Raw genomic sequence first — 19,632 nt, 5'->3', positions numbered from 1 at the left:
AATGGAACAGTTTATTTATTATCTTAAAGTCAGCCTGATCAGCATCCGCCGTGCACCGCTGCCGTATGCACTGACAATTTTTATTCTCAGTGTTGGCCTGGGGGTGTTTTTTGCCAACGCCACGTTTTACTACCAGCTAAACAGCGATCCACTGCCTGAAAAAAGCGATAAATTGTTTTTTCCGATGCTGAACCTGGTGCCGTATGAATGCAGCACAGACTGCAGAACCCCAAGAGTACTGAGCTACAGCAATGTTGAAAAGCTAAGCCAAACAGACATTCCAAGTCAAGCAGCTGCCATGTACAGCGCCGATGGCTATTTGCGCCAGCGTGCCGACCAAACGCCGCTGCCGGTTAGTATCCGCATTACGCAGCGCGACTTTTTTGCCATGTTCGACGTACCGGTACTGCACGGCAGTATCTGGCCGGATAACAGCGCACGGCCGGAAGTGATTTTAACCAAAGCCACAGCTGAAAAGCTATTTGGCAAAAGCGACGTAGTTGGCGAGAAATTGCTGCTGGATGACCGTAACGTTACCGTCAGTGCCGTATTGGATGACTGGCAAATGCTGCCGCGGTTATACGATGCCAATAACCGTAATCACTTAAGCGAGGCAGATGATATCTACCTGCCGCTGGAAACCGGTTACGACATGAATTATCTGTCAAACAGCCAATCACAAACGTTCGACGACACCGACTATCGCCAGCTCAGCACCCAGGGCCGCACCGGTGCGCTGCACCAACTACAGTACTGGGTAAAGCTTGACACCCCGGCTCAGCAGCAAGCGTACCGCCAGTTTATGACCAATCTGGTGCAGGATGAAAAAGCTGCCGGCCGCCATCCATCGGCGCCAAATAACCAACTGATCGCGATGCGGGACATAGTCAGCTATTTTGGTGGCGACAGCAGCGATATCAAAGCCTTTGCATTGGTAACCTTACTGTTTTTACTGGTTTGCCTGTTTAATGCCAGCCACCTGTCTTTAAACCGCTATCTGAGTAACCAGTATGAATTCAGTTTGCGCCGAGCGCTGGGCGCCAGCCGCAGCCAGTTACAGCTGCAAATGCTGGCAGATGTGCTGATCATGGCGGTGTTTACCATCAGCGGCGCACTGCTTACCGGTTATGGCGGTATCAAGCTGATGAACAATCTGCTACCGGCCAACAGATTGTTTTCGAACTGGGATTTAACGCTGCTGTTAAGCCTGCTGACTGTGGCTGTTATCTGTAGCTACCTGGTAACGCTGTACCCTTCGCTACGCGCCTCTTTTGGCTCACTCAATCAGCAGCTTAAGGAATAATAACAATGTCTTTTTATCTACTTTTTAAAGTATTGTTCAGCCGCAAAGTGGTAACCGGTTTATTGCTGTTACAACTGGCAATGACACTGGCCCTGTTACTAAACAGCATTTTGCTGGCCAAGCAAACTCACCAGCAGCTTAACCAGCCTACCGGCCTGGATATGGACAATACCTTGCTGGTACAACTCAAACCAACCATGGCATCACTGCGGGTGTACCCGGCGCTGGAAGAACTGCTAAACCGCCAGCTTGATGCGGTACAGGCAATGCCTGGTGTCATTGCAGCGGCCTACACCAACCAGTCGGCTATTTTGCAGGGTGGTAACAACGGCAATGTTTATATCGATGGCGAGGAAGACCGCACCAACCAGCCCTCGGTACCGATGTACTTTGTATCGAAAGACTTTTTCAACGTGCTTAACAGCGAGGTGCTGCAGGGCGAGCTGCCACAGCATTCGGTATCACTGGATAACCCGGTACAACCGGATGTCGTGATCACCAAAAGCCTGGCCGATAAACTGTTTGCCGGTAAACCAGCAGTGGGCCGGCAGCTGAACCGTGGCCGGGTGGCAGCGGTGATCTCTGATTTTTATGGTCAACGACACGGCACGAACATTATGTTTAACAATATTCAGGTGGCACCGCCTTACAGTGTCGACTGGGGCTACGGCATACTGCTGCGGGTGCAACCAGGACAGGCGGAAAATGTGCGTCAACAAGTGGACAAAGTACTGCGTAACGTCGAACCCAATATTGAAATACTGCATGTTCGTACTTTAGCAGAACAATATCAGCGGCTATACCGCAACGAATATGGCCTGGCAACATTGTTGGCATTATTAAGTGCGCTGATGCTGCTGGTTACAATGGTATCAAGTTACAGCAGTACACATTTTCATGCGCTTAAAAGGCAGCAGGAAATTGGTGTGAAACGTGCGTTAGGTGCCAGCAAAAAAGTGATTTTTCTTGAGCTGTTGAGCGAGAACTGGCTGTGTACTGCTATAGGCGCTTTGTTCGGGATCGGCTGTGCACTGCTGTTAAATAAAGCCTTGTCGCAAGTGATTACGATACCGCCTCTGGATCTGTATCTGCCGCTGCTGGCCAGCCTGATCCTGCTGGTATGCGTGACAGTGGCAACATGGTATCCTGCGGCCATTGCCACCCGGATATCACCGGCCACAGCGACTAAAGCTTTATAAACTATGCTGAAAATACTGGTCATTGATGACAATCAGCCTATCTGCCAGGCCCTGCAGACCCTGTTTACGCTGCAGGGGTATCAGGTAGAGTGTGCCGGTACGCCAGAGCAAGCCTGGCAAATACTGGCACAAAACAACACAGATCTCATTCTGCAGGATATGAATTTCAGTGCTGGCCAGATGCACGGTGACCAGGGTAAAGCCTTGTTTTACCAACTGCGCCAGCAGTACCCGTCCATTCCTGTTGTACTGATGACCGCCTGGACCCAGCTGGAAATGGTGGTCGAGCTGGTAAAAGCCGGCGCGACAGATTACATAGCCAAACCCTGGGATGATCAGCGGCTGCTGTTAACCGTGGCCAATGCACTGAAGCTTAAGCAATTGACTGAACTGCAGCAGCGTAATGAGCAGCAACGCCTCGCCGCTTTTGCCGGTAAAGACTTATGCGGCCTGGTGTTTGCCAGCAGCCAGATGCAGCAATTGCTGCAAATGGCGCTGCAGCTAGCACCGTCCAGTGCCAGCGTGTTAATCACCGGCCCCAATGGCGCCGGAAAAGAAGGCATCGCTAATGTGCTGCATGCCAACTCTGAGCGCAAACACAACGCTTTTATTAAGGTGAACATGGGCGCCCTGCCCGCCGATTTAATGGAAGCAGAGCTGTTTGGTGCTGAAGCCGGTGCCTATAGTGGCGCCAGTAAAACCCGTATCGGCCGTTTTGAGGCAGCAGATGGCGGCACCGTTTTCCTTGATGAAATTGGCAACCTGTCGCTGGCCGGCCAGGCCAAACTACTGCGGGTATTACAAACCGGCGAATACGAGCGGCTGGGTTCCAGTGTCACGCGAAAAGCGGATATCAGGCTGATAAGCGCCACCAACGCTGACCTAACCCACGCCATCGCGCAAGGACAATTTCGGCAGGACTTATATTATCGCATTAATGTCGTGCAGTTAGCGCTGCCGGCGCTGTGTGCGCGACCGGATGATATTCTGCCGCTGGCGCAGTTCTTTCTGTCCGGCAAAAAAAGTCTAAGCCGCGAGGCGTCACAGCTTTTGCAGCAGTATAGCTGGCCGGGCAATGTCCGTGAGCTGCAAAACGTCTGTCAGCGGGCGCTACTGTTAAGTGCCGGTGCTGAAATACAAAGCGCCGACCTGGGGTTACCGGATACCGCTGCCAGCTCTAAACGCTCACTCGATGATATTGACCGCACTCAGTTAGAGCAGGCCTTGCAGCTCGCGGGGGGCGTAGTATCGCGCGCAGCCAAACAGCTTGGCATCAGCCGCCAGGCACTGTACCGGCGTATGGAGCACTATGGTATTGAAACGCCCTGATCATGTTTTGCGTTTTAGCAAACTGAGCAGCAAAAGCCGGCTTAATCTGTTGTGTGCTGCTCTGACCTTGCTGGCTCTGCTGCTACAACACCAGTACCTCGGAGCAGATACCCTGCTAAGTGCAGGTATCTGTGTGTTTTTTCTCACACTGGCAATACTGCTGCAGCGCGCCTTAGCACCGCTGCACCGGGAAATCCAGGCGTTGGTTCTGCATGCGCAAAACCTGCAGGACGGCAGTTTTAACACCAGTGCAAACCAGCTGCGGGTGCACGAGCTTAAACCATTGGCTGATAGCCTTAATCAGATGTCGGCGCAATTACGCAGTGAGCGAGCTACGTTATACCAGCGCGAACTGCTGCTTGATACCGTACTGCAAAGCAGCCCCACCGCCCTGCTGTTGACCGACGCCGCCGATACTGTCCTGATGAGTAATCCTGCAGCACGCCGTTTGTTGCATCAGGGCAAAGCCTTCGATGGCAGTAAGCTGTTCAGCGTGGCGACAGACAAACCCGAACTGCATAAGGCACTGACAGGTCGTCAGCAAGGGCTGATAAGGCTGGATAATGCCGAGCAAAGCGTCTGGCATTTGTCCGTCAGCCAGTTTCAGCTTAACCAGAGGCTACACTGGCTGTATTTATTAAAACCGCTAACCCGCGAAATTCAGCGCGAAGAGTTAAACGCCTGGAAAAAACTGCTGCGAGTTATCGGCCATGAGTTAAACAACACGCTGGCGCCTTTGTCATCGCTGGCGTTTTCCGGTAAGGCCATGGCCGACAAGCAACATCTGGCCGCGTTAAGTCAGCTATTTGACACCATCAGTGAACGCTGCCTGCATTTAAACCAGTTTGTACAAGCCTACATTCAGTTTGCAAAGTTGCCGGCGCCTAAACTGGCACCGGTGAACTGGCCGCGCCTGATTAACCAGCTGCAGGATCAGTACGATTTTGAGCTGCTCGGACAACTGCCAGTGCTTCAGTGGCAGGCCGATAGCCAACAGTTGGCCCAGCTGTTGTTGAACATACTGAAAAACGCCCATGAATCAGGCTCACCACCTGAGCAAATCAGTTTGCGTTTGCTTGAGCAAAATACGGCGTTAACGCTTTGTGTTCAGGATGGCGGCGGAGGCATCACGGACGATGTATTACAGCACGCACTGGTACCGTTTTATACCAGTAAAACGAATGGCTCAGGCATTGGTCTGACGTTGTGCCGCGATATTATTGAAGCGCACGGCGGCACGATCAGTTTACGTAACACTGCCGGCGGGCTGTTGGTTAGCCTGACGCTGCCGCGCCATGACCGCTTTTAGCCAAGCCTGCAGCGCGCAGCAAGAAAGCTGAGTGTCACTCCCAGGATACCGGACACTGCTTTTTCTGAGCCTTTTGCAGCATCTCCAGCAAAGGTATGGCCCGGGTATTGAGGCTGATGTATTTTTTGCCATCAGAGCTGGCCTGCCCTTCTTCTTGCTGCTGCACTTTGGCTTTTTCTTGTTCAGCTATCTCTGCCAGGCCTTGCTGCAACTGTTGCAGCGCTGCTGGCACATCTTCGGCATACAGGGCTGAGGGCACTTTGTCGTCACGCCCCATCAAATTAAGCAGCTTTAAGGCGGCATCTTTGAAATAAATCAAATCGCCGCTGGCTTTGGATTTAAAGGTTACAATCATACTGTCTCCATTTGTTGGCATAGGCTTTAGCCTGTTTTACTGCTAGGCTGCACAATAACTTAAGCATAACGCTAAATGCATCTGTCATGGCCAAATATATACTTTCAATTGATCAGGGTACCACCTCCAGCCGCGCTATTCTTTACAATAAAGCACTACAGGTTATCGCCTGCCATCAGCAGGAACTGCCGCTTAACTACCCCAAGCCGGGCTGGGTAGAGCAAGACCCTGAACAAATCTGGCAGACGGTATACCACTGTATCATCGCCGTTTTGCATCAAGCCGGTATAAAAGCATCAGACGTTGCCGGTATTGGGATCACCAACCAACGCGAAACCACTGTGCTGTGGCACAGAGCAACCGGTAAAGTGCTGTACCCCGCCATTGTCTGGCAAGACAGACGCAGCAGCAAACAGTGCCAACAACTAAAAGATCAGGGCTTGGATACACTACTACAGCAAAAAACCGGTTTGCTGGCTGACCCTTATTTCTCTGCTACTAAGCTAGCCTGGCTGCTACAGCATGTCGCAGGGGCGAAGCAGCAAGCAAAAAACGGTGAGTTGTGTTTTGGGACTGTGGATAGTTACCTGCTGTGGCAGCTGACCGGCGGCAAAGTACATGCCACAGATGCCAGCAACGCCAGCCGCACGTTACTGTTTAATATTCACAGCCAGTGCTGGGATGATGAGCTGCTTGAGCTCTTTGATATTCCCGCAACGTTATTGCCAGAGGTAAAAGATAATGCCGGCCTGTTTGGCGTGACCGAAACCAAGCTGTTTGGTGCACCTGTCCCGGTGCTGAGTATGATTGGTGATCAGCAAGCCGCGCTACTTGGTCAGGCCTGTGTTAGTGCCGGTATGAGCAAAAGCACTTATGGCACCGGTTGCTTTGCCGTGGTAAATACCGGCGATAACATCATTAGCAGCCAGCATAAGTTATTAACGACTGTTGCCTGGCGGCTAAACGGCAACTGCACCTATGCGCTGGAAGGCAGCATTTTTATGGCTGGCGCCACTGTGCAATGGCTGCGCGATAAGCTGGGTGTTATCCAACAAGCCAGTGAGACAGAAACCCTGGCAGAGCAAAGCCATTATCAGCAAACTGAGCTGCTGATCCCCGCTTTCACCGGCCTTGGCACACCCTACTGGCATCCGGAGATCAAAGCCGCTTTGTTTGGCATGACCCGGGATACGGGCCGCGCTGAGCTTGCCGCGGCAGCGCTTTGCAGCGTGGCGTATCAAAGCCGCGATCTTCTTACTGCCATCGCCCAGGATGGTATAACAGTAAACAGCCTGCGCGTTGATGGTGGCATGACGGCCAACCGCTGGTATTTACAGGCTCTGTCTGATCTGACCCAGACTGATATTACCCGCTGCCACACGACCGATGCTACGGCGTTAGGTGCAGCCTTTTTAGCGGCGTTACAATTGGGGCACTTCAGCTGTTTGAATGAGATTGAGCAGATATGGCAAGCGGGCTGGCAATTTCAGCCTCAGCTATCAGCCAGTACAGCTGACAGTCTGTACCGGCGCTGGCAGCGCGCTGTAGTGGCGCTTACGGCGCTTGATCTGTCAGTCTGAAGCACGCTGTAGTAAGCTAAGGCGCAGTGAGCATTTCAAGGATAAAGTAAAGGAGTACTGCAGCATGCGCAGCATACTGATTGCCGTGATTGACCATCCAGGCCCCCAGACAGATACTGAGCTGTACCAACAGTTACTAAGCCTGGCTGACTGGCAAGTCGCAACAGATTGCCGGATCCAGGTTGAACAACTGCCCTGCGTGTTCAAACAAAGCCTGACAGCACTTGAACAGCTTATCACTAACTATAAACCGGCATATTTACTGCTGATTAATCAGTGCCGTTCAAAGGTTGATATCCAAGTTGAGAAAGTAGCACTGAATATTAATGACGCCAGCGAACCAGATAATAAGCAGCAGCAACCCAAAGACAGTCTGACTGCTCAGCACGGGCCGGCGGCCTATTTCAGTAACCTGCCGCTCAATGCTATTGTCGATGCACTGCAAAGCCACGCTTTACCTGCCCGGTTGTCATACAGCGCCGGTACCTTTGTCGCCAACCACCTGTTTTACGGTTTAATGCATTATATCAAGCACCAGAATACCAGCCTGCATGGCGGCCTGATACAGGTACCTTTGACACCGGTGCAAGCCAGCAAAATTCCCGGCACCGCCAGTCTGAGTACCAGCCTGGTGCTGGAGGCCATAAAACTGGCAATCAGTGTCAGCCTGGCCCACAGTGACAGCATGCTGCGCTCTACCGGCTAACAGGTATAACCAGTTAAATTTAAAAATAATTTCAATTCAGTCAAAATTAAGCTTGCATAAAAAATAGCCGTTAATTAGAATGCGCACGCTCGAAAGGCAAGTCATCCGAAAGGGTGTACACGCAAAGCTTCAGGTCTAAGGTTACCGCTGTTAAAAGGTATCTACGATAGCTGGGCTGCCGTCGCAAATGCGATGTGTATTCTGCTCTGTCAGGGTTACTCGACATGCTGCATGTCCTTTCGTGGTAAGCACTTCAGAAGACTGAAACTGCTTAATTGATGATTGTGAACTAACTCATTTTGGAGCAAGACTATGAAAGCCAAATTAATCACTTTAGCTACTGTTATCGCAGCCACTTCATTTATCAGCACTCCAGTTGCAGCTGACGATCAGCTGGCACAATCAATCTGTTCTTATGTTGCTGCTGACAGCAAAAACAACCTGCGTAAAACACTGTCTGATAACCGCTTACGCTTACGTAATGTATACGACGGCGTAGTTTGTGACGGTTTACCACTGATCCGCCACGCAATTAAATACAACGCTGCTGACACTGCAGGTTTTATCATCAGCCAGTTACCAGGTAGCCAGATTGCTGCTTCAGGCGATATCGAGTGGGCAACCAGCAATGGTTTCGGCTCATCACCAATTATCGCTGCTATCAAAGAGCGTAGCGCAAGCTAATTGGCAGATTAAATTCATAAAAATAAGGCGCCTGAAGGCGCCTTATTTTTTTGTCAGGTTATTTCCCCACTACGCCAAAACAATGCTGTTTAACGTGCTCAGCGATACCAACCCCGGCTTCTGACATTGTCAGGTATGTCTGGTCAGCACCGGCAGCAATGATGTCACGCGCTTCATCGTCGTGCATGCTGTGCGAGACAATAAAGCCTTTAAAACCAGCATTTCGCAGTTTTTTGGCTGCAATCATCTTGGCTTCGACATCATTCATACTGAGAATAACGGCTTCAACATCACCAAAGTGCAGATCCTGCCAGAACACCTGATCTTCAGCATCAGCGTAGAAAATATTCATACCTTTGCGCTGATGCTCCCGCACTTTTGCCGGATCTGAATCCATCGCAATGATTTTACGGTTGTTTTTCAGGTAATTATAAGCCGCACTGCCGGTACGCCCCATGCCCATAATTAGCACCTGCGCATCGCCAAGCGATACCGGCTGTTCATCCGGATGGTGGATATTACGCTCAAATTTCAGCAGCCAGTTACACAGTCTGTCGTACAGAGGGTGTGCCATCCGGTTCAACGGTGCAGAAATCACAAAAGAGATTGCCACTGTCAGTGCCAGCGGAATGAGCCACTCTGGTAGCACAACGCTGGCGACAATCAGGCCAAACTCACTGTAGTTTGTCAGGCTGATACTGGTTAAAAACGCGCTGCGGGCACGCAATTTAAACAGGATAAGCAGCAGAAAAAACAGCAGCGCTTTTAACGGTAACAACAGAGACATAACACCGGCAAATAACCAGGCATTGGCATCCGGTAAGCCATCTATACCAATCTGCAGGAAAAACCCGACCAGAAAAAACTCTTTAATACTCCAAAGTGACTTAGACAACTCACCCGCCCGCGGATGCTTAGCCAGCATGGCACCAAATACCAGCGCCCCAAGCTCAGAGCTCAAACCCACCAGCTCAAAGCCCTGACCACCAATCACCAGCGCCAACATCAATCCAAACAGGATCAGCAAGTCTTCGTGGCCACTGGCATCAAGCAGTTTATAAAGTAATGGCCGCAGCAGTGGCAGCGCAAATACCAGCAAGGCCCATGGTGACGGCGTAGTACCATTGGCAAGGCTCATCACCAGCAGCGCCAGCAAATCCTGCATGATAAGAATACCGATAGCGACACGGCCATGAAACGCCCGTATTTCGCGTTTACCCTCAAGCACTTTTGCTGCCAGCACTGTGCTGGAAAATGCCAGGGCGACTGCCAGCATCAGCGCCTGATACCAACTGACATCAAAAATAAACAGCACTGCCGGTAATGTCAGTACGATGGATAACACAAAATGCAAGGTACTGCCGCCCAGGACTTCAGGTTTGCCTAAGCTGCGTACATTAAGCTTTAAGCCTACGGTAAACAGCAGGAGTAAGACGCCAAGATGGGCAACGTGATGAATAATAGACGGGCCTTCGGGTGGCAGGTTAAGGTCGGATGCCGTTGCTGAAATGACAAAACCTGCCAGCAGGTAGCCAACTAATGGCGGCAAACCGACGGCACGCACCACCAACCCCAGAGAAAATGCGAACCCTATCCAGACAGCCTCAAGCATTCAATAGCCTCTTATTTATTATATTATTCAGCATACTAGCGTAACTTAATGGCACAGATATTAATGTGGATCATCAATATCTGTTCTCGCTGTCGGCATGTCATCCTTACGCCGGCTAAACAAACTGCCATTTGAACGATGCAGCCATTCATTATAGGTGCGGTGTACACCGCGGCGCAGCACTGAAGACGAGTTCTCCAGGATATCGATACCAACCAGCACAGCTACCACCAACAGCGATAATTTAATTGCCACCAGATCCTGACCTATACCGATACAAACGCCAACAGCAGCCAATACCCAGATAGTGGCAGCGGATGTCACCCCTAGCACCATACCATCGCGGGCCAGCATAACGCCGGCGCCAAGAAAGCCTACACCGGTAATTACCTGGCCAATAATGCGCGAAGGGTCTGTCATGTTGCTGTTAACAGACATAGATGCAGCGATAAATACGTAGGTACCCATAACAATCAGAATAGAGGTGCGGATACCGGCAGGCTTACCCCGCAGTTGGCGCTCCAGCCCGATGATAAAGCCACAAACCAGCGCCGTTCCCAACTCATGCCAGGAGAAAGGTTTTACATCCAGTATCATTTGCCAATCCAGCATAGGCTTTCCTTATCAGCGCACAGGCTTTTGTGATTTAGCTGCCTGCCATTCAGCCTGCGTTATCGGATACGTTTCGCCCTCAACGGGGCCTTGCAACGCAGCAACCTGCTTTCTTTTAGCAACCTTATGTAATATAGCGGCATTTTCTTCATCTGTGCGTTTGTTCCAGTCAACTATTTCTGTAATGTGACGCAAACAACCCACACAATATTTATCATTATTCAACCGGCAAGATGCCACACAAGGTGATTCTATCACTTGCTCCCCTCCAGAATTTATCGGCTTTTGCCAGAGTTCTGACGCAAGCTCACAGCCAACGGCTTAACACAGGCCCGAGTTTATGTCACTCTGAGGCGGTAGCAAACTAACAATCATAACAAAACAGCATAAAAATACGGGAACCTTCAAATGAAATCACTTTCCTCCACGCTATGGACGCCATCAGTGCTGGCGCTGGCTATCAGCAGTTTCTTTTTGCAGGCAGAAACAGCAACAGATAAAGAACAGACCTGGGATGTAAACGCCCCTCAGGGACAGTTTGAGACAGTTGATATTAAGGTGTCTAAAGGCAGCTGGATGAATATCGCATTGAGTCCAGATGGCAAAACACTGGCGTTTGATTTACTGGGCGACATTTACACCATGCCCGTTACGGGCGGAACAGCAACACTACTGACAAAAGATATCGGCTGGCAGATGCAACCGGCATTTAGCCCGGATGGCCAGTACATCGCCTACACCAGCGATGAAGGCGGCGGTGATAATATCTGGATTATGCGCGCTGATGGCAGTGAACCGCGTGCAGTTACCAATGAAACCTTTCGTTTATTAAACAGCCCGGCGTGGAGCCCCGACGGTGAGTTTATCGTCGCCCGCAAACATTTTACCGCCAGCAGATCATTAGGTGCCGGTGAAATCTGGCAATACCATAAAACCGGCGGCAACGGCATCATGCTGACCGCTAGGGAAAATGACCAGAAAGATTTAGGCGAACCGGCATTCTCACCCGACGGTAAGTACATTTATTTTTCTCAGGATGACACGCCCGGTAAAACCTTTCATTACAGCAAAGACTCAGAAAGCGGTATCTATAAGATAAAACGTTTTGAACGTGAAACCGGTAAGTGGGAAACGATACTTGATGGCGCAGGTGGCGCTATCCGGCCAACACCATCACCCGACGGTAAATACCTGGCCTATATCCGCCGGGTAGATTTTCAAAGCACACTGTTTTTATATGATTTAACCAGCGGTGAACATATTAAACTTTACGACGGTCTGGACCGTGACATGCAGGAAACCTGGGCCATTCACGGTGTATACCCGACGCTGAGCTGGACACCGGACAACAAAGCGCTGTTATTTTGGGCCGGTGGAGAAATAAAACAACTCACTGTCGCGGATAAGACACTGGCAACCATCCCCTTTGTGGTAGAAAACAGCAAACAGATACAAACTGCGGTGCAGGTTAAGCAGAATATCGATAACGATCAGGTTAAAACAAAAATGCTGCGCTTTGTGCAAGTGTCTCCTGATGGAAAACAAGCGGTATTCACCGCTTTGGGGCATTTATACATTACCGATGTTGATGAGCCCAACCCCAAGCGGCTTACCAAACAAAGCACTGACTTTGAGTTCTATCCTCAGTTTTCGCGCGATGGCAAACAGCTGGTTTACGTCAGTTGGAACGATAATGAGCAAGGCGCGGTAAATCTGCTTAATTTGCGCAACGGCAGGGTAACCAAACTGACTGACGAACCGGGTAAATATGTCGAACCGGTGTTCAGCCCGGATGGAAAAACCGTGGTATACCGTAAAGCCGGCGCCGGCAGCCTGTTACCCCGGCAGTGGTCTTTACATACCGGTTTATACAAAATCAGCAGTAAAGGCGGTAAACCAGAGCTTATTAGTCAGAACGGCCGCAGCCCTATGTTCGGTGCCGGCAATGATGCTGTTTATGCCATGCATAACAGCCCTGCCCCAAGTTTACTGCGAATAGATTTGACTAAACACAGCCAGCAAACCTTGTACACGGCAAAGTTTGGTACCGAGTTTAAACTCTCCCCTGATGGTAAATACCTGGCCTTTGCCGACAGATTTAAAGTGTTTGTAACGCCGTTTACTGAGCGCGGCAAGGCTATTGATATCAGTGGGACTGACAAGCAGTTCCCGGTTAAACAGCTGTCAGTACGCGCAGGCGAATATATCAGCTGGAGCGGCGACAGCCGTAATTTATACTGGAGCCTGGGGCCAGAGTTATACCATGCCAGCATTGATGGCTTGTTTGACTTTAGCGACAAAACTGATTTTGCCGCCAAAGACGGTGTCGATTTAAGTTTTAGCGTGCCGGCAGACTTTCCGCGTGGCAGTGTTGCCTTTGTCGGCGGACAAGTTATTACGATGAAAGGTGACGAAATTATTCAGGACGGTGTGGTACTGGTTGAAAACAATAAAATTAAAGCGGTAGGAAAACGCAGTGATGTTGCCGTACCGGTTAATGCAAAAGTATTTGATATTACGGGTAAAACCATTATGCCGGGCCTGTTTGATGCCCACGCTCATGGCAGCCAGGGCAGCAACCAGATTACGCCACAGCAGAACTGGCAAAATTATGCCTCGCTGGCTTTTGGTGTGACAGCCATTCATGACCCATCTAACGATACCCGTGAAGTATTCTCTGCCAGCGAAATGCAACTGGCTGGCATGATTGCCGGGCCACGTATTTTCTCCACCGGTACAATTTTATATGGTGCGGAAGGCGCCGGTTACACTTCTCATATCGACAGTCTGGAAGATGCGAAATTCCATCTGCAACGCTTACAAAAAGCGGGAGCGTTTAGCGTAAAAAGCTATAATCAGCCGCGGCGTAATCAGCGTCAGCAAGTGATACAGGCGGCACGTGAGCTAAATATGCTGGTGGTACCCGAAGGTGGCTCGCTGATGCAACACAACCTGACGATGATCGTGGATGGCCACACCACTATTGAGCATGCGTTACCGGCAGCTAAAGTGTATGACGATGTTAAACAACTGTGGCAGGCCAGCAACACAGCCTATACCCCTACGCTGGTCGTCGCCTATGGTGGGATCTGGGGTGAAAATTACTGGTACGACAAAACAGAAGTCTGGAAACACCCCAAAATGCGCACCTATGTTCCAATGGATGAATTAGCACCACGTAGCATGCGCCGGCCTACAGCACCTCAGCATCACTACAATCATTTTTCTGTTGCCAAAACAGCAAAAGAGCTGAGTGATATCGGTGTAGTAACCAACATCGGTGCGCACGGCCAACGTGAAGGTTTAGGCGCTCATTGGGAGATCTGGATGTTTGCTCAGGGTGGGATGAGCCCGTTAGAAGCGCTGAAAACCGCCACCATTAACCCGGCAAAAACCTTCGGTATGGACCATCAACTCGGCAGCCTGGAAGCTGGCAAGCTGGCCGACCTGATCGTGATTGACGGCAATCCGCTGGACGATATCCGCGTCAGCGATAAAGTACAATTCACTATGGTCAATGGCCGCCTGTACGACGCTAACACCCTGAACGAAATAGGCTTGCGTGAGCGTAAACGGGCAAAATTTGAGTTCGAACCCCGTTAAGCGTATTTAACTAACAGGGCGGTAACAGCGCCCTGTTAGTTACTGAGCAGCAAACGCAATGCATTACGCACATCCTGTTCGTCCTGATTGTCGAATGGCAAAATAATATCGTCTTTGCCATTGTCAGTCAGGTCGGCGACTTTCACCCGACGTGCATCGCGCGGCAGTGCGTAGTCATACGACTTGCCTCGCCGGCTGAACAAGCGTTTATCTTCCTGCGAGTAAAGTTTAAGGGTGTCTTGCCCATCTCCTACCAGCAAGCTTTTTTTACCGCTACCATCAATATCCGCCAACTCAAACAACGGCATATCAAAGCGAAAGTTACCGATACTGACATCTATGGTAGCCTGCTGGCGAAAATCGGCTTTAGCCGGATACTGCCGATCAGCATTTAATAAAAAGAAATCGATATCCAGATTTGCGCTGCCGCGCAGTAATACCCGGATCAACGTCCCCACCCCGAAATGGGTGCTTGGTATGTAAAAGTCCTGGCGGCCATCACCGTTAATATCATCGATATTGACCTCGATAGGAGACGTTTCCGTCGTTAGCTGTGTATCTGGTTCAGCAGCGAACATCAGCCCTTTAACAGTATGTTTGCCAAAATACACCCGAAAGGCGTTATTGCGCTCCAGCGCATCTGTCAGTTGCTCGCGGTTGACAACCAGGTCTGCTATGCCATCTCCATCAATATCCGTTATCTCACGCAGCGAATCTATAAACTGGCCATTATAACTGCGTCCTGCGTCATTGCGCTGATCAGCTTCCTGTTCAGTAGATAACGGTACCGGCCAATCCATTACGGTTGCTGTCGTAGCAAAACGGCCATCAGGTTGCTGCATAAACACATGAAACTTTCCCTGCCAGACAAACAGCAAGTCGGTATTACCATCCTGATTCGCATCTATCAGATAGTGCTTTCTGGGTTTATAGTCAGGTTCGGCCCGCCAGCTCTGCACCAACGCCGGAATTTTTAGTGCATAATGCACAAAGCTGCCGTCAGCCTGCTGACGATACACATGCGTGTACTGAAAATCAGGCACAATAAAATCGCTCAGGCCCGAACCTAAATTCACCACAAAGTCGGCCTCGCGCAGCCGGTTCTGATCCAGCACACGATATATAGACTCTGCCGTCACCAGCCGCTGTGCCTCAGAGGCATCTGCATTTAACCGACTGATGCCTCCTATACCCATAAACACCAGTTGCGGTTTATCGAACCCGGCAAGCGTAGCCTGATTAAAAAACTGGGCGTCATCGGGTATCGGCAGTTGCCTGGCAGTGAAATCTTTCAGCTCAACCATACTCAGCCAACGGGCAAACTGACTAAAACCAGACACTGCCAGCTGTTGTGTTGCTTTAAGATGGACAATATCGCCATTGGCAGGATGGGCTAACGGCACAGTTTTTAGCTCCATACCGGCTACAGCTGTGGTATTTAACGCTGCAGTAAAAAGCAAAAAATAGCGGCTAAGTCGGTTCACCGTTAGATACTTCCTGATATCTGTCAATATTTTATGGTCAGAGCAATATTTAGTCAGAAAGTTGCGCTGTGGATCAAGTTACTGAGGCATTATTATCTGTAAGCAACTGTTAATCCGTTAGCTAAAATGCAAAAAAGCCGGCATTAAGCCGGCTTTTTACACACTAACATTTCAATTAGCGTGCATTGGTGCTTTCAAAAATCTTATCGGCAGAAGCCGCAACAAAACCAGTGTATAGTACGCCGTTTGCCAGCGGGTAGCGCCGGGCAAACTCATAGAAACAACTTGGAATTGTCGCCACAGTATCGCTAAATTGCACCGGGTGTAAATCGGCCAGTGTCGATGACTGCTCCAGATAGACCTCAGGTGTGCCTTTAATTTCGCCGCCAGACGTATTTAGCAGGAAGCCAGCGTCTTTAAGCGCAGTATTTACTTGCTCTAGCGTGTCGAAACTGTGCAAGTCGTTCACGCTTACCGTAAAGTGGTTCGCGCGATAACCCCAGGCCGAAACCCAGGCTGCATATTCACTTTCTGCCAGTAATTTTTCGTACGTAGCCTGGCTGACCTGCCAGTGTGTGCCACTGTATAAAAAGTTATCTGCCGTTACCGCTTCTGCCGGGATCTGCTCGACTAAAGCGGTAATGGTGTCGCGTAAATAAACCGAACATTTATCCAGCAACAGCTCAGAGATAAATACTTTTGGCAGGCTGCGATCAGGGTGTTCATAGTGTTTGGCGTATAACTTCTTCGCTTCAAAGTGATACTCGCCACACTCTTCATAACCCAGTGCGATAAAGTGCGCAGCCAGCTTCTCCAGCCCGACTTTTTCCAGATTAAAAGTACGCAGCGCAATGTGATCGTTAATCACATCGTCCTGCTGTGAACTGCCCAGTAAGCGGTGTACGTTCTTGGCAGAAGGAGTGACCGCTACATAGTTTTGCCACAGATTGGCAAATAATTCTTTTACATCAGTATGCATTATTAATCCGCCTTAACGTTTACCAAATTAACTTGCAGGCCTTCTCAGGCCTTATCCAGAATAATAAATCTTGCCAGGTCGCCATCGTGCAGCTGCAAGGTATCGGCAAACTCTGCACTTAGCAATAACACGCTCTGATCTGCATCAAACTTTGCCGCTTTTCCAAAGCTGGCCCTAAACTGTTGCAACGCCGTGTTGGCAACGGCCAATGTTTGCTCTCCCTGAACATCGGCAATTTTAACCGGTACTTTCTTACTCGCCGCAACCGACTTAATCTGACTTAACCTGGCTTCTACCGTTGGCCCTCCGTCAAACAGGTCAATATAGCCACGGTGAATAAAACCTTCACTCTCCAGCATTTTAAGTGCAGGCTTAGTGTTCTGATGTACCTGCCCTATTACAGCCTGCGCCGCCTGCGGCAGTAAGCCAACATAGATGGGATGGCGCGGCATCAGCTCGGCAATAAAGGCTTTCTTACCAATACCGATAAGATGATCAGCCGTAGGAAAATCAATCGTCAGAAACAGTTGCTGCAGCCAGTGCCAGAAAGGTGGCTGGCCGTTGCTATCAGCAGCGCCGCGCATTTCAGCAATTACCCGGTCACTAAAACGTTGCGGGTGTTCCGCCATAAACAAAAACCGTACTTTCGATAAAAAGCGTCCGGCATGATTACGCCGGTAGCTTTCCCGCAGAAATAAAGTACAAATTTCAGACGCGCCGGTATAATCATTACACAGCGTCAGCGTTTTCAGTTGATTAAACACATTCAGTTCCGCACTGTGGTGAATAACCGTATTTTGCTGAAAGTGATACAGCGGCGTGCTGGTACCTACTGCCGCTTCAATACCGGTAGTACCGACTATCTCACCACTGGCAGTGTCTTCCAGTACAAACAGATAGCCCTGATCTCCCGGTGCAGTCACATCAGCGGCAAAGCTATGCTCTGCATGGGTAATTTTCTGTTTCAACCGGTCATCGTTTACCGGCAGCGAGGTAAAACCAGCACCGGACTCAACTGCGATGTGTTTTAGCGCAGCAAAATCAGCTGCGGTGATCGGCCGGATCACTAGCATAATTTAGCCCTTTACCACGCTGGCTACTGCCTGCTCAAAACGCGCCAGGCCAGCTTCAATATCTGCATCCGGGATCACCAGTGATGGCGCAAAACGCACTACATTGATTCCGGCAACCAGCGCCATCAGGCCCTGATCTGCCGCCGCCAGCATGATATCGCGCGCTTTACCGGCATAATCACTGTTCAATACCGCGCCAATCAATAAGCCAGCACCACGGATTTCGCTAAACACATGGTACTTTTCATTAATTTTATTCAGGCCGTCTTTAAACAGTTGAGCCTTGGCTGTAACACCGCTAAGCACTGCGGGTGTATTCACGGTATTGACTGCAGCCAGCGCTACGGCACAGGCCAATGGGTTACCGCCATAGGTAGAACCATGAGTCCCCACTACCAGATGCTTAGCAATCTCAGTGGTGGTTAACATAGCACCGATTGGGAAACCACCCCCTAATGCTTTAGCTGTTGTCAGGATGTCCGGCGTGACGCCATACCCCATATACGCATACAGCTCACCGGTACGGCCTACGCCCGTTTGTACTTCATCAAAAATCAACAGCGCGTTGTGTGCATCGCATAGCTCGCGCACACCTTCAATAAATTCTTTCGACGCTGGCATAACACCGCCTTCGCCTTGCACCGGCTCAACCATTACCGCACAGGTGTTGTCATTAATTAGCGCTTTTAAGCTATCCAGATTGTTAAACTCTGCATGCACAATAGCGTCTGGCTTCGGGCCAAAGCCGTCAGAGTAAGCGGGCTGACCACCCACTGTTACTGTGAAGAAAGTACGGCCATGGAAGCCTTGTTTAAAGGCGATGATCTGGTTTTTCTGCTCGCCATATTTATCTTTAGCATAACGGCGTGCCAGTTTCAGAGCCGCTTCATTTGACTCTGCACCTGAATTGGCAAAATATACTTTTTCAGCAAAAGTAGCATCAACCAGGGCTTTGGCTAACAGCAATGCTGGCTCGTTGGTCATTACATTTGATAAATGCCACAGTTTATCGGCCTGATCTTTTAATGCAGACACCAGCGCCGGATGACAATGGCCTAAACAGTTAACCGCAATACCACCGGCGAAATCGATAAACTCATTACCTTGCTGATCCCATACGCGCGAACCTTCGCCTTTGACCGGAATAATTTTAGACGGCGCATAGTTAGGTACCATAACTTCATCGAACAAACTTCTTGTTACCTGCATAAAAACCTCACTGTTGCTATAGAAAACACCGCCTGTTCTCAATTCTACTGGTGGCGGTACGCTGTAATAGTTGCTTTATTATATTGCCGACGGCCGTCACATTGCAGTATCATTATCAGCAATATAACAAGCCAACACTGCAATTTAACGGAATCAATTAGCAAAATGATAAGCAAGGAAGATGAAAAACTACTAGCCGTATTAAAGCACAATGCCAGAGCCAGCATTTCAGACTTGGCCCGAATGCTGGATCTGTCCCGCTCTACGGTGCAAACCCGTATTGCCAAGCTTGAGCACAGTGGCATCATCAAAGGGTACTCGGTAGATTATGGTGATGACTATCTGGCATCACTGGTATCGGCCCATGTCAGCATAAAGGTTCGGCAAAAACTGACCGCTAAAACCAATATCGAACTAAAACAAATCCCGCAAGTGTCGGCGCTGTATGCGATCAGTGGTGAGTATGATTTGATTGCGATAGTGCAGGCTCAAAGCACTGAGCAACTGAGCCACATACTGGATGACATTGGTAACCTTGACGGCGTTGAGCGCACTAACTCGTCAGTGATACTGGAAACAAAATTTAAACGTTAGC

General features: G+C 49.9%; 17 protein-coding genes and 1 riboswitch. Of the genes, 9 read left to right on the top strand and 8 right to left on the bottom strand.

Going from position 1 to position 19,632, the window contains the following annotated elements; genetic code table 11:
* Nucleotide 1: 1 nt before the first annotated feature.
* The 4 genes from AC5SV9_RS18465 to AC5SV9_RS18450 are packed head-to-tail and all read left to right on the top strand — an operon-like array spanning nt 2 to nt 5,140.
* Nucleotides 2-1,303 (top strand): ABC transporter permease, encoded by a 1,302-nt coding sequence (locus AC5SV9_RS18465; RefSeq protein ID WP_475149311.1) that lies wholly within the window; start codon nt 2-4, stop codon nt 1,301-1,303.
* A 5-nt stretch (nt 1,304-1,308) separates the two neighbouring features.
* Nucleotides 1,309-2,502 carry an FtsX-like permease family protein gene (locus AC5SV9_RS18460; RefSeq protein ID WP_475149308.1) on the top strand — a complete coding sequence of 398 codons (1,194 nt, stop codon included), beginning with the start codon at nt 1,309-1,311 and terminating at the stop codon, nt 2,500-2,502.
* 3 nt (nt 2,503-2,505) lie between these two features.
* Nucleotides 2,506-3,831 (top strand): sigma-54-dependent transcriptional regulator, encoded by a 1,326-nt coding sequence (locus AC5SV9_RS18455; protein ID WP_475149306.1) that lies wholly within the window; start codon nt 2,506-2,508, stop codon nt 3,829-3,831.
* On the top strand, nt 3,812-5,140 hold the full coding sequence (locus AC5SV9_RS18450) for a sensor histidine kinase (RefSeq protein ID WP_475149303.1): 1,329 nt from the start codon (nt 3,812-3,814) through the stop codon (nt 5,138-5,140). The genes AC5SV9_RS18455 and AC5SV9_RS18450 overlap by 20 nt, the downstream gene beginning before the upstream one ends.
* 34 nt (nt 5,141-5,174) lie before the next feature.
* Here AC5SV9_RS18450 and AC5SV9_RS18445 read toward each other — a convergent pair whose 3' ends face one another.
* Nucleotides 5,175-5,495: a DUF1840 domain-containing protein gene (locus tag AC5SV9_RS18445; RefSeq protein ID WP_475149301.1), complete on the bottom strand. Its 321-nt coding sequence runs from the start codon at nt 5,493-5,495 to the stop codon at nt 5,175-5,177.
* An 86-nt stretch (nt 5,496-5,581) separates the two neighbouring features.
* On the opposite strand from AC5SV9_RS18445, the gene glpK reads away from it, so the two are divergent.
* The 3 genes from glpK (at nt 5,582) to AC5SV9_RS18430 (ending at nt 8,465) form a co-directional block, all read left to right on the top strand.
* Nucleotides 5,582-7,075: a glycerol kinase GlpK gene (gene glpK, locus AC5SV9_RS18440; RefSeq protein WP_475149299.1), complete on the top strand. Its 1,494-nt coding sequence runs from the start codon at nt 5,582-5,584 to the stop codon at nt 7,073-7,075.
* 64 nt (nt 7,076-7,139) lie between these two features.
* Entirely contained in the window at nt 7,140-7,781 is a 642-nt protein-coding gene (locus AC5SV9_RS18435) for a pyroglutamyl-peptidase I family protein (RefSeq protein ID WP_475149298.1), read from the top strand.
* Nucleotides 7,782-7,866: 85 nt separating this feature from the next.
* Nucleotides 7,867-7,964: riboswitch (cyclic di-GMP riboswitch) on the top strand.
* Between the two features lie 129 nt (nt 7,965-8,093).
* Nucleotides 8,094-8,465: a DUF3718 domain-containing protein gene (locus AC5SV9_RS18430; protein ID WP_475149296.1), complete on the top strand. Its 372-nt coding sequence runs from the start codon at nt 8,094-8,096 to the stop codon at nt 8,463-8,465.
* Between the two features lie 58 nt (nt 8,466-8,523).
* Here the strand turns inward: AC5SV9_RS18430 and AC5SV9_RS18425 are convergent, their stop codons facing one another.
* From AC5SV9_RS18425 to AC5SV9_RS18415, 3 genes are read right to left on the bottom strand one after another with little or no spacing between them, the layout of a single operon-like run.
* Nucleotides 8,524-10,077, bottom strand: coding sequence for a cation:proton antiporter domain-containing protein (locus tag AC5SV9_RS18425; RefSeq protein WP_475149294.1), 1,554 nt, complete (start codon nt 10,075-10,077; stop codon nt 8,524-8,526).
* 60 nt (nt 10,078-10,137) lie between these two features.
* Nucleotides 10,138-10,689: an MgtC/SapB family protein gene (locus AC5SV9_RS18420; RefSeq protein WP_475149293.1), complete on the bottom strand. Its 552-nt coding sequence runs from the start codon at nt 10,687-10,689 to the stop codon at nt 10,138-10,140.
* 12 nt (nt 10,690-10,701) lie between these two features.
* On the bottom strand, nt 10,702-10,929 hold the full coding sequence (locus AC5SV9_RS18415; RefSeq protein ID WP_475149461.1) for a DUF1289 domain-containing protein: 228 nt from the start codon (nt 10,927-10,929) through the stop codon (nt 10,702-10,704).
* Nucleotides 10,930-11,097: 168 nt separating this feature from the next.
* Between AC5SV9_RS18415 and AC5SV9_RS18410 the strand changes: the two genes are divergently transcribed.
* Nucleotides 11,098-14,292 carry an amidohydrolase family protein gene (locus AC5SV9_RS18410; protein ID WP_475149291.1) on the top strand — a complete coding sequence of 1,065 codons (3,195 nt, stop codon included), beginning with the start codon at nt 11,098-11,100 and terminating at the stop codon, nt 14,290-14,292.
* A 35-nt stretch (nt 14,293-14,327) separates the two neighbouring features.
* Here AC5SV9_RS18410 and AC5SV9_RS18405 read toward each other — a convergent pair whose 3' ends face one another.
* The 4 genes from AC5SV9_RS18405 to AC5SV9_RS18390 form a co-directional block, all read right to left on the bottom strand.
* Entirely contained in the window at nt 14,328-15,776 is a 1,449-nt protein-coding gene (locus AC5SV9_RS18405; RefSeq protein WP_475149289.1) for an FG-GAP repeat domain-containing protein, read from the bottom strand.
* A gap of 175 nt (nt 15,777-15,951) precedes the next feature.
* The gene (locus AC5SV9_RS18400) at nt 15,952-16,755 is read right to left on the bottom strand and encodes a DUF1338 domain-containing protein (RefSeq protein ID WP_134055411.1); all 804 of its coding nucleotides are present in this window, start codon (nt 16,753-16,755) and stop codon (nt 15,952-15,954) included.
* A 44-nt stretch (nt 16,756-16,799) separates the two neighbouring features.
* Nucleotides 16,800-17,828, bottom strand: coding sequence for an arginine N-succinyltransferase (gene astA / locus AC5SV9_RS18395; RefSeq protein WP_475149287.1), 1,029 nt, complete (start codon nt 17,826-17,828; stop codon nt 16,800-16,802).
* Between the two features lie 3 nt (nt 17,829-17,831).
* Nucleotides 17,832-19,037 carry an aspartate aminotransferase family protein gene (locus AC5SV9_RS18390; protein WP_475149284.1) on the bottom strand — a complete coding sequence of 402 codons (1,206 nt, stop codon included), beginning with the start codon at nt 19,035-19,037 and terminating at the stop codon, nt 17,832-17,834.
* Nucleotides 19,038-19,202: 165 nt separating this feature from the next.
* Here AC5SV9_RS18390 and AC5SV9_RS18385 point away from each other — a divergent pair, with 165 nt between their 5' ends.
* On the top strand, nt 19,203-19,631 hold the full coding sequence (locus AC5SV9_RS18385) for an Lrp/AsnC family transcriptional regulator (protein ID WP_134055417.1): 429 nt from the start codon (nt 19,203-19,205) through the stop codon (nt 19,629-19,631).
* Nucleotide 19,632 lies beyond the last annotated feature (1 nt).

It is taken from the genome of Rheinheimera sp. ATLC3 (assembly GCF_059429535.1).
The sequence above is the reverse complement of the archived record's forward strand: the minus strand, read 5'-3'. Positions and strand labels throughout refer to the sequence as shown.

Excerpts from the sequence above, each read along its gene's own strand:
- AC5SV9_RS18450 (WP_475149303.1), top strand. The coding sequence starts at position 3,812 with ATGGTATTGAAACGCCCTGATCATGTTTTGCGTTTTAGCAAACTGAGC.
- AC5SV9_RS18465 (WP_475149311.1), top strand. The coding sequence starts at position 2 with ATGGAACAGTTTATTTATTATCTTAAAGTCAGCCTGATCAGCATCCGC.
- AC5SV9_RS18410 (WP_475149291.1), top strand. The coding sequence starts at position 11,098 with ATGAAATCACTTTCCTCCACGCTATGGACGCCATCAGTGCTGGCGCTG.
- AC5SV9_RS18425 (WP_475149294.1), bottom strand. The coding sequence starts at position 10,077 with ATGCTTGAGGCTGTCTGGATAGGGTTCGCATTTTCTCTGGGGTTGGTG.
- AC5SV9_RS18400 (WP_134055411.1), bottom strand. The coding sequence starts at position 16,755 with ATGCATACTGATGTAAAAGAATTATTTGCCAATCTGTGGCAAAACTAT.
- AC5SV9_RS18435 (WP_475149298.1), top strand. The coding sequence starts at position 7,140 with ATGCGCAGCATACTGATTGCCGTGATTGACCATCCAGGCCCCCAGACA.
- astA (WP_475149287.1), bottom strand. The coding sequence starts at position 17,828 with ATGCTAGTGATCCGGCCGATCACCGCAGCTGATTTTGCTGCGCTAAAA.
- AC5SV9_RS18445 (WP_475149301.1), bottom strand. The coding sequence starts at position 5,495 with ATGATTGTAACCTTTAAATCCAAAGCCAGCGGCGATTTGATTTATTTC.
- glpK (WP_475149299.1), top strand. The coding sequence starts at position 5,582 with ATGGCCAAATATATACTTTCAATTGATCAGGGTACCACCTCCAGCCGC.
- AC5SV9_RS18390 (WP_475149284.1), bottom strand. The coding sequence starts at position 19,037 with ATGCAGGTAACAAGAAGTTTGTTCGATGAAGTTATGGTACCTAACTAT.
- AC5SV9_RS18420 (WP_475149293.1), bottom strand. The coding sequence starts at position 10,689 with ATGCTGGATTGGCAAATGATACTGGATGTAAAACCTTTCTCCTGGCAT.
- AC5SV9_RS18430 (WP_475149296.1), top strand. The coding sequence starts at position 8,094 with ATGAAAGCCAAATTAATCACTTTAGCTACTGTTATCGCAGCCACTTCA.
- AC5SV9_RS18385 (WP_134055417.1), top strand. The coding sequence starts at position 19,203 with ATGATAAGCAAGGAAGATGAAAAACTACTAGCCGTATTAAAGCACAAT.
- AC5SV9_RS18455 (WP_475149306.1), top strand. The coding sequence starts at position 2,506 with ATGCTGAAAATACTGGTCATTGATGACAATCAGCCTATCTGCCAGGCC.
- AC5SV9_RS18460 (WP_475149308.1), top strand. The coding sequence starts at position 1,309 with ATGTCTTTTTATCTACTTTTTAAAGTATTGTTCAGCCGCAAAGTGGTA.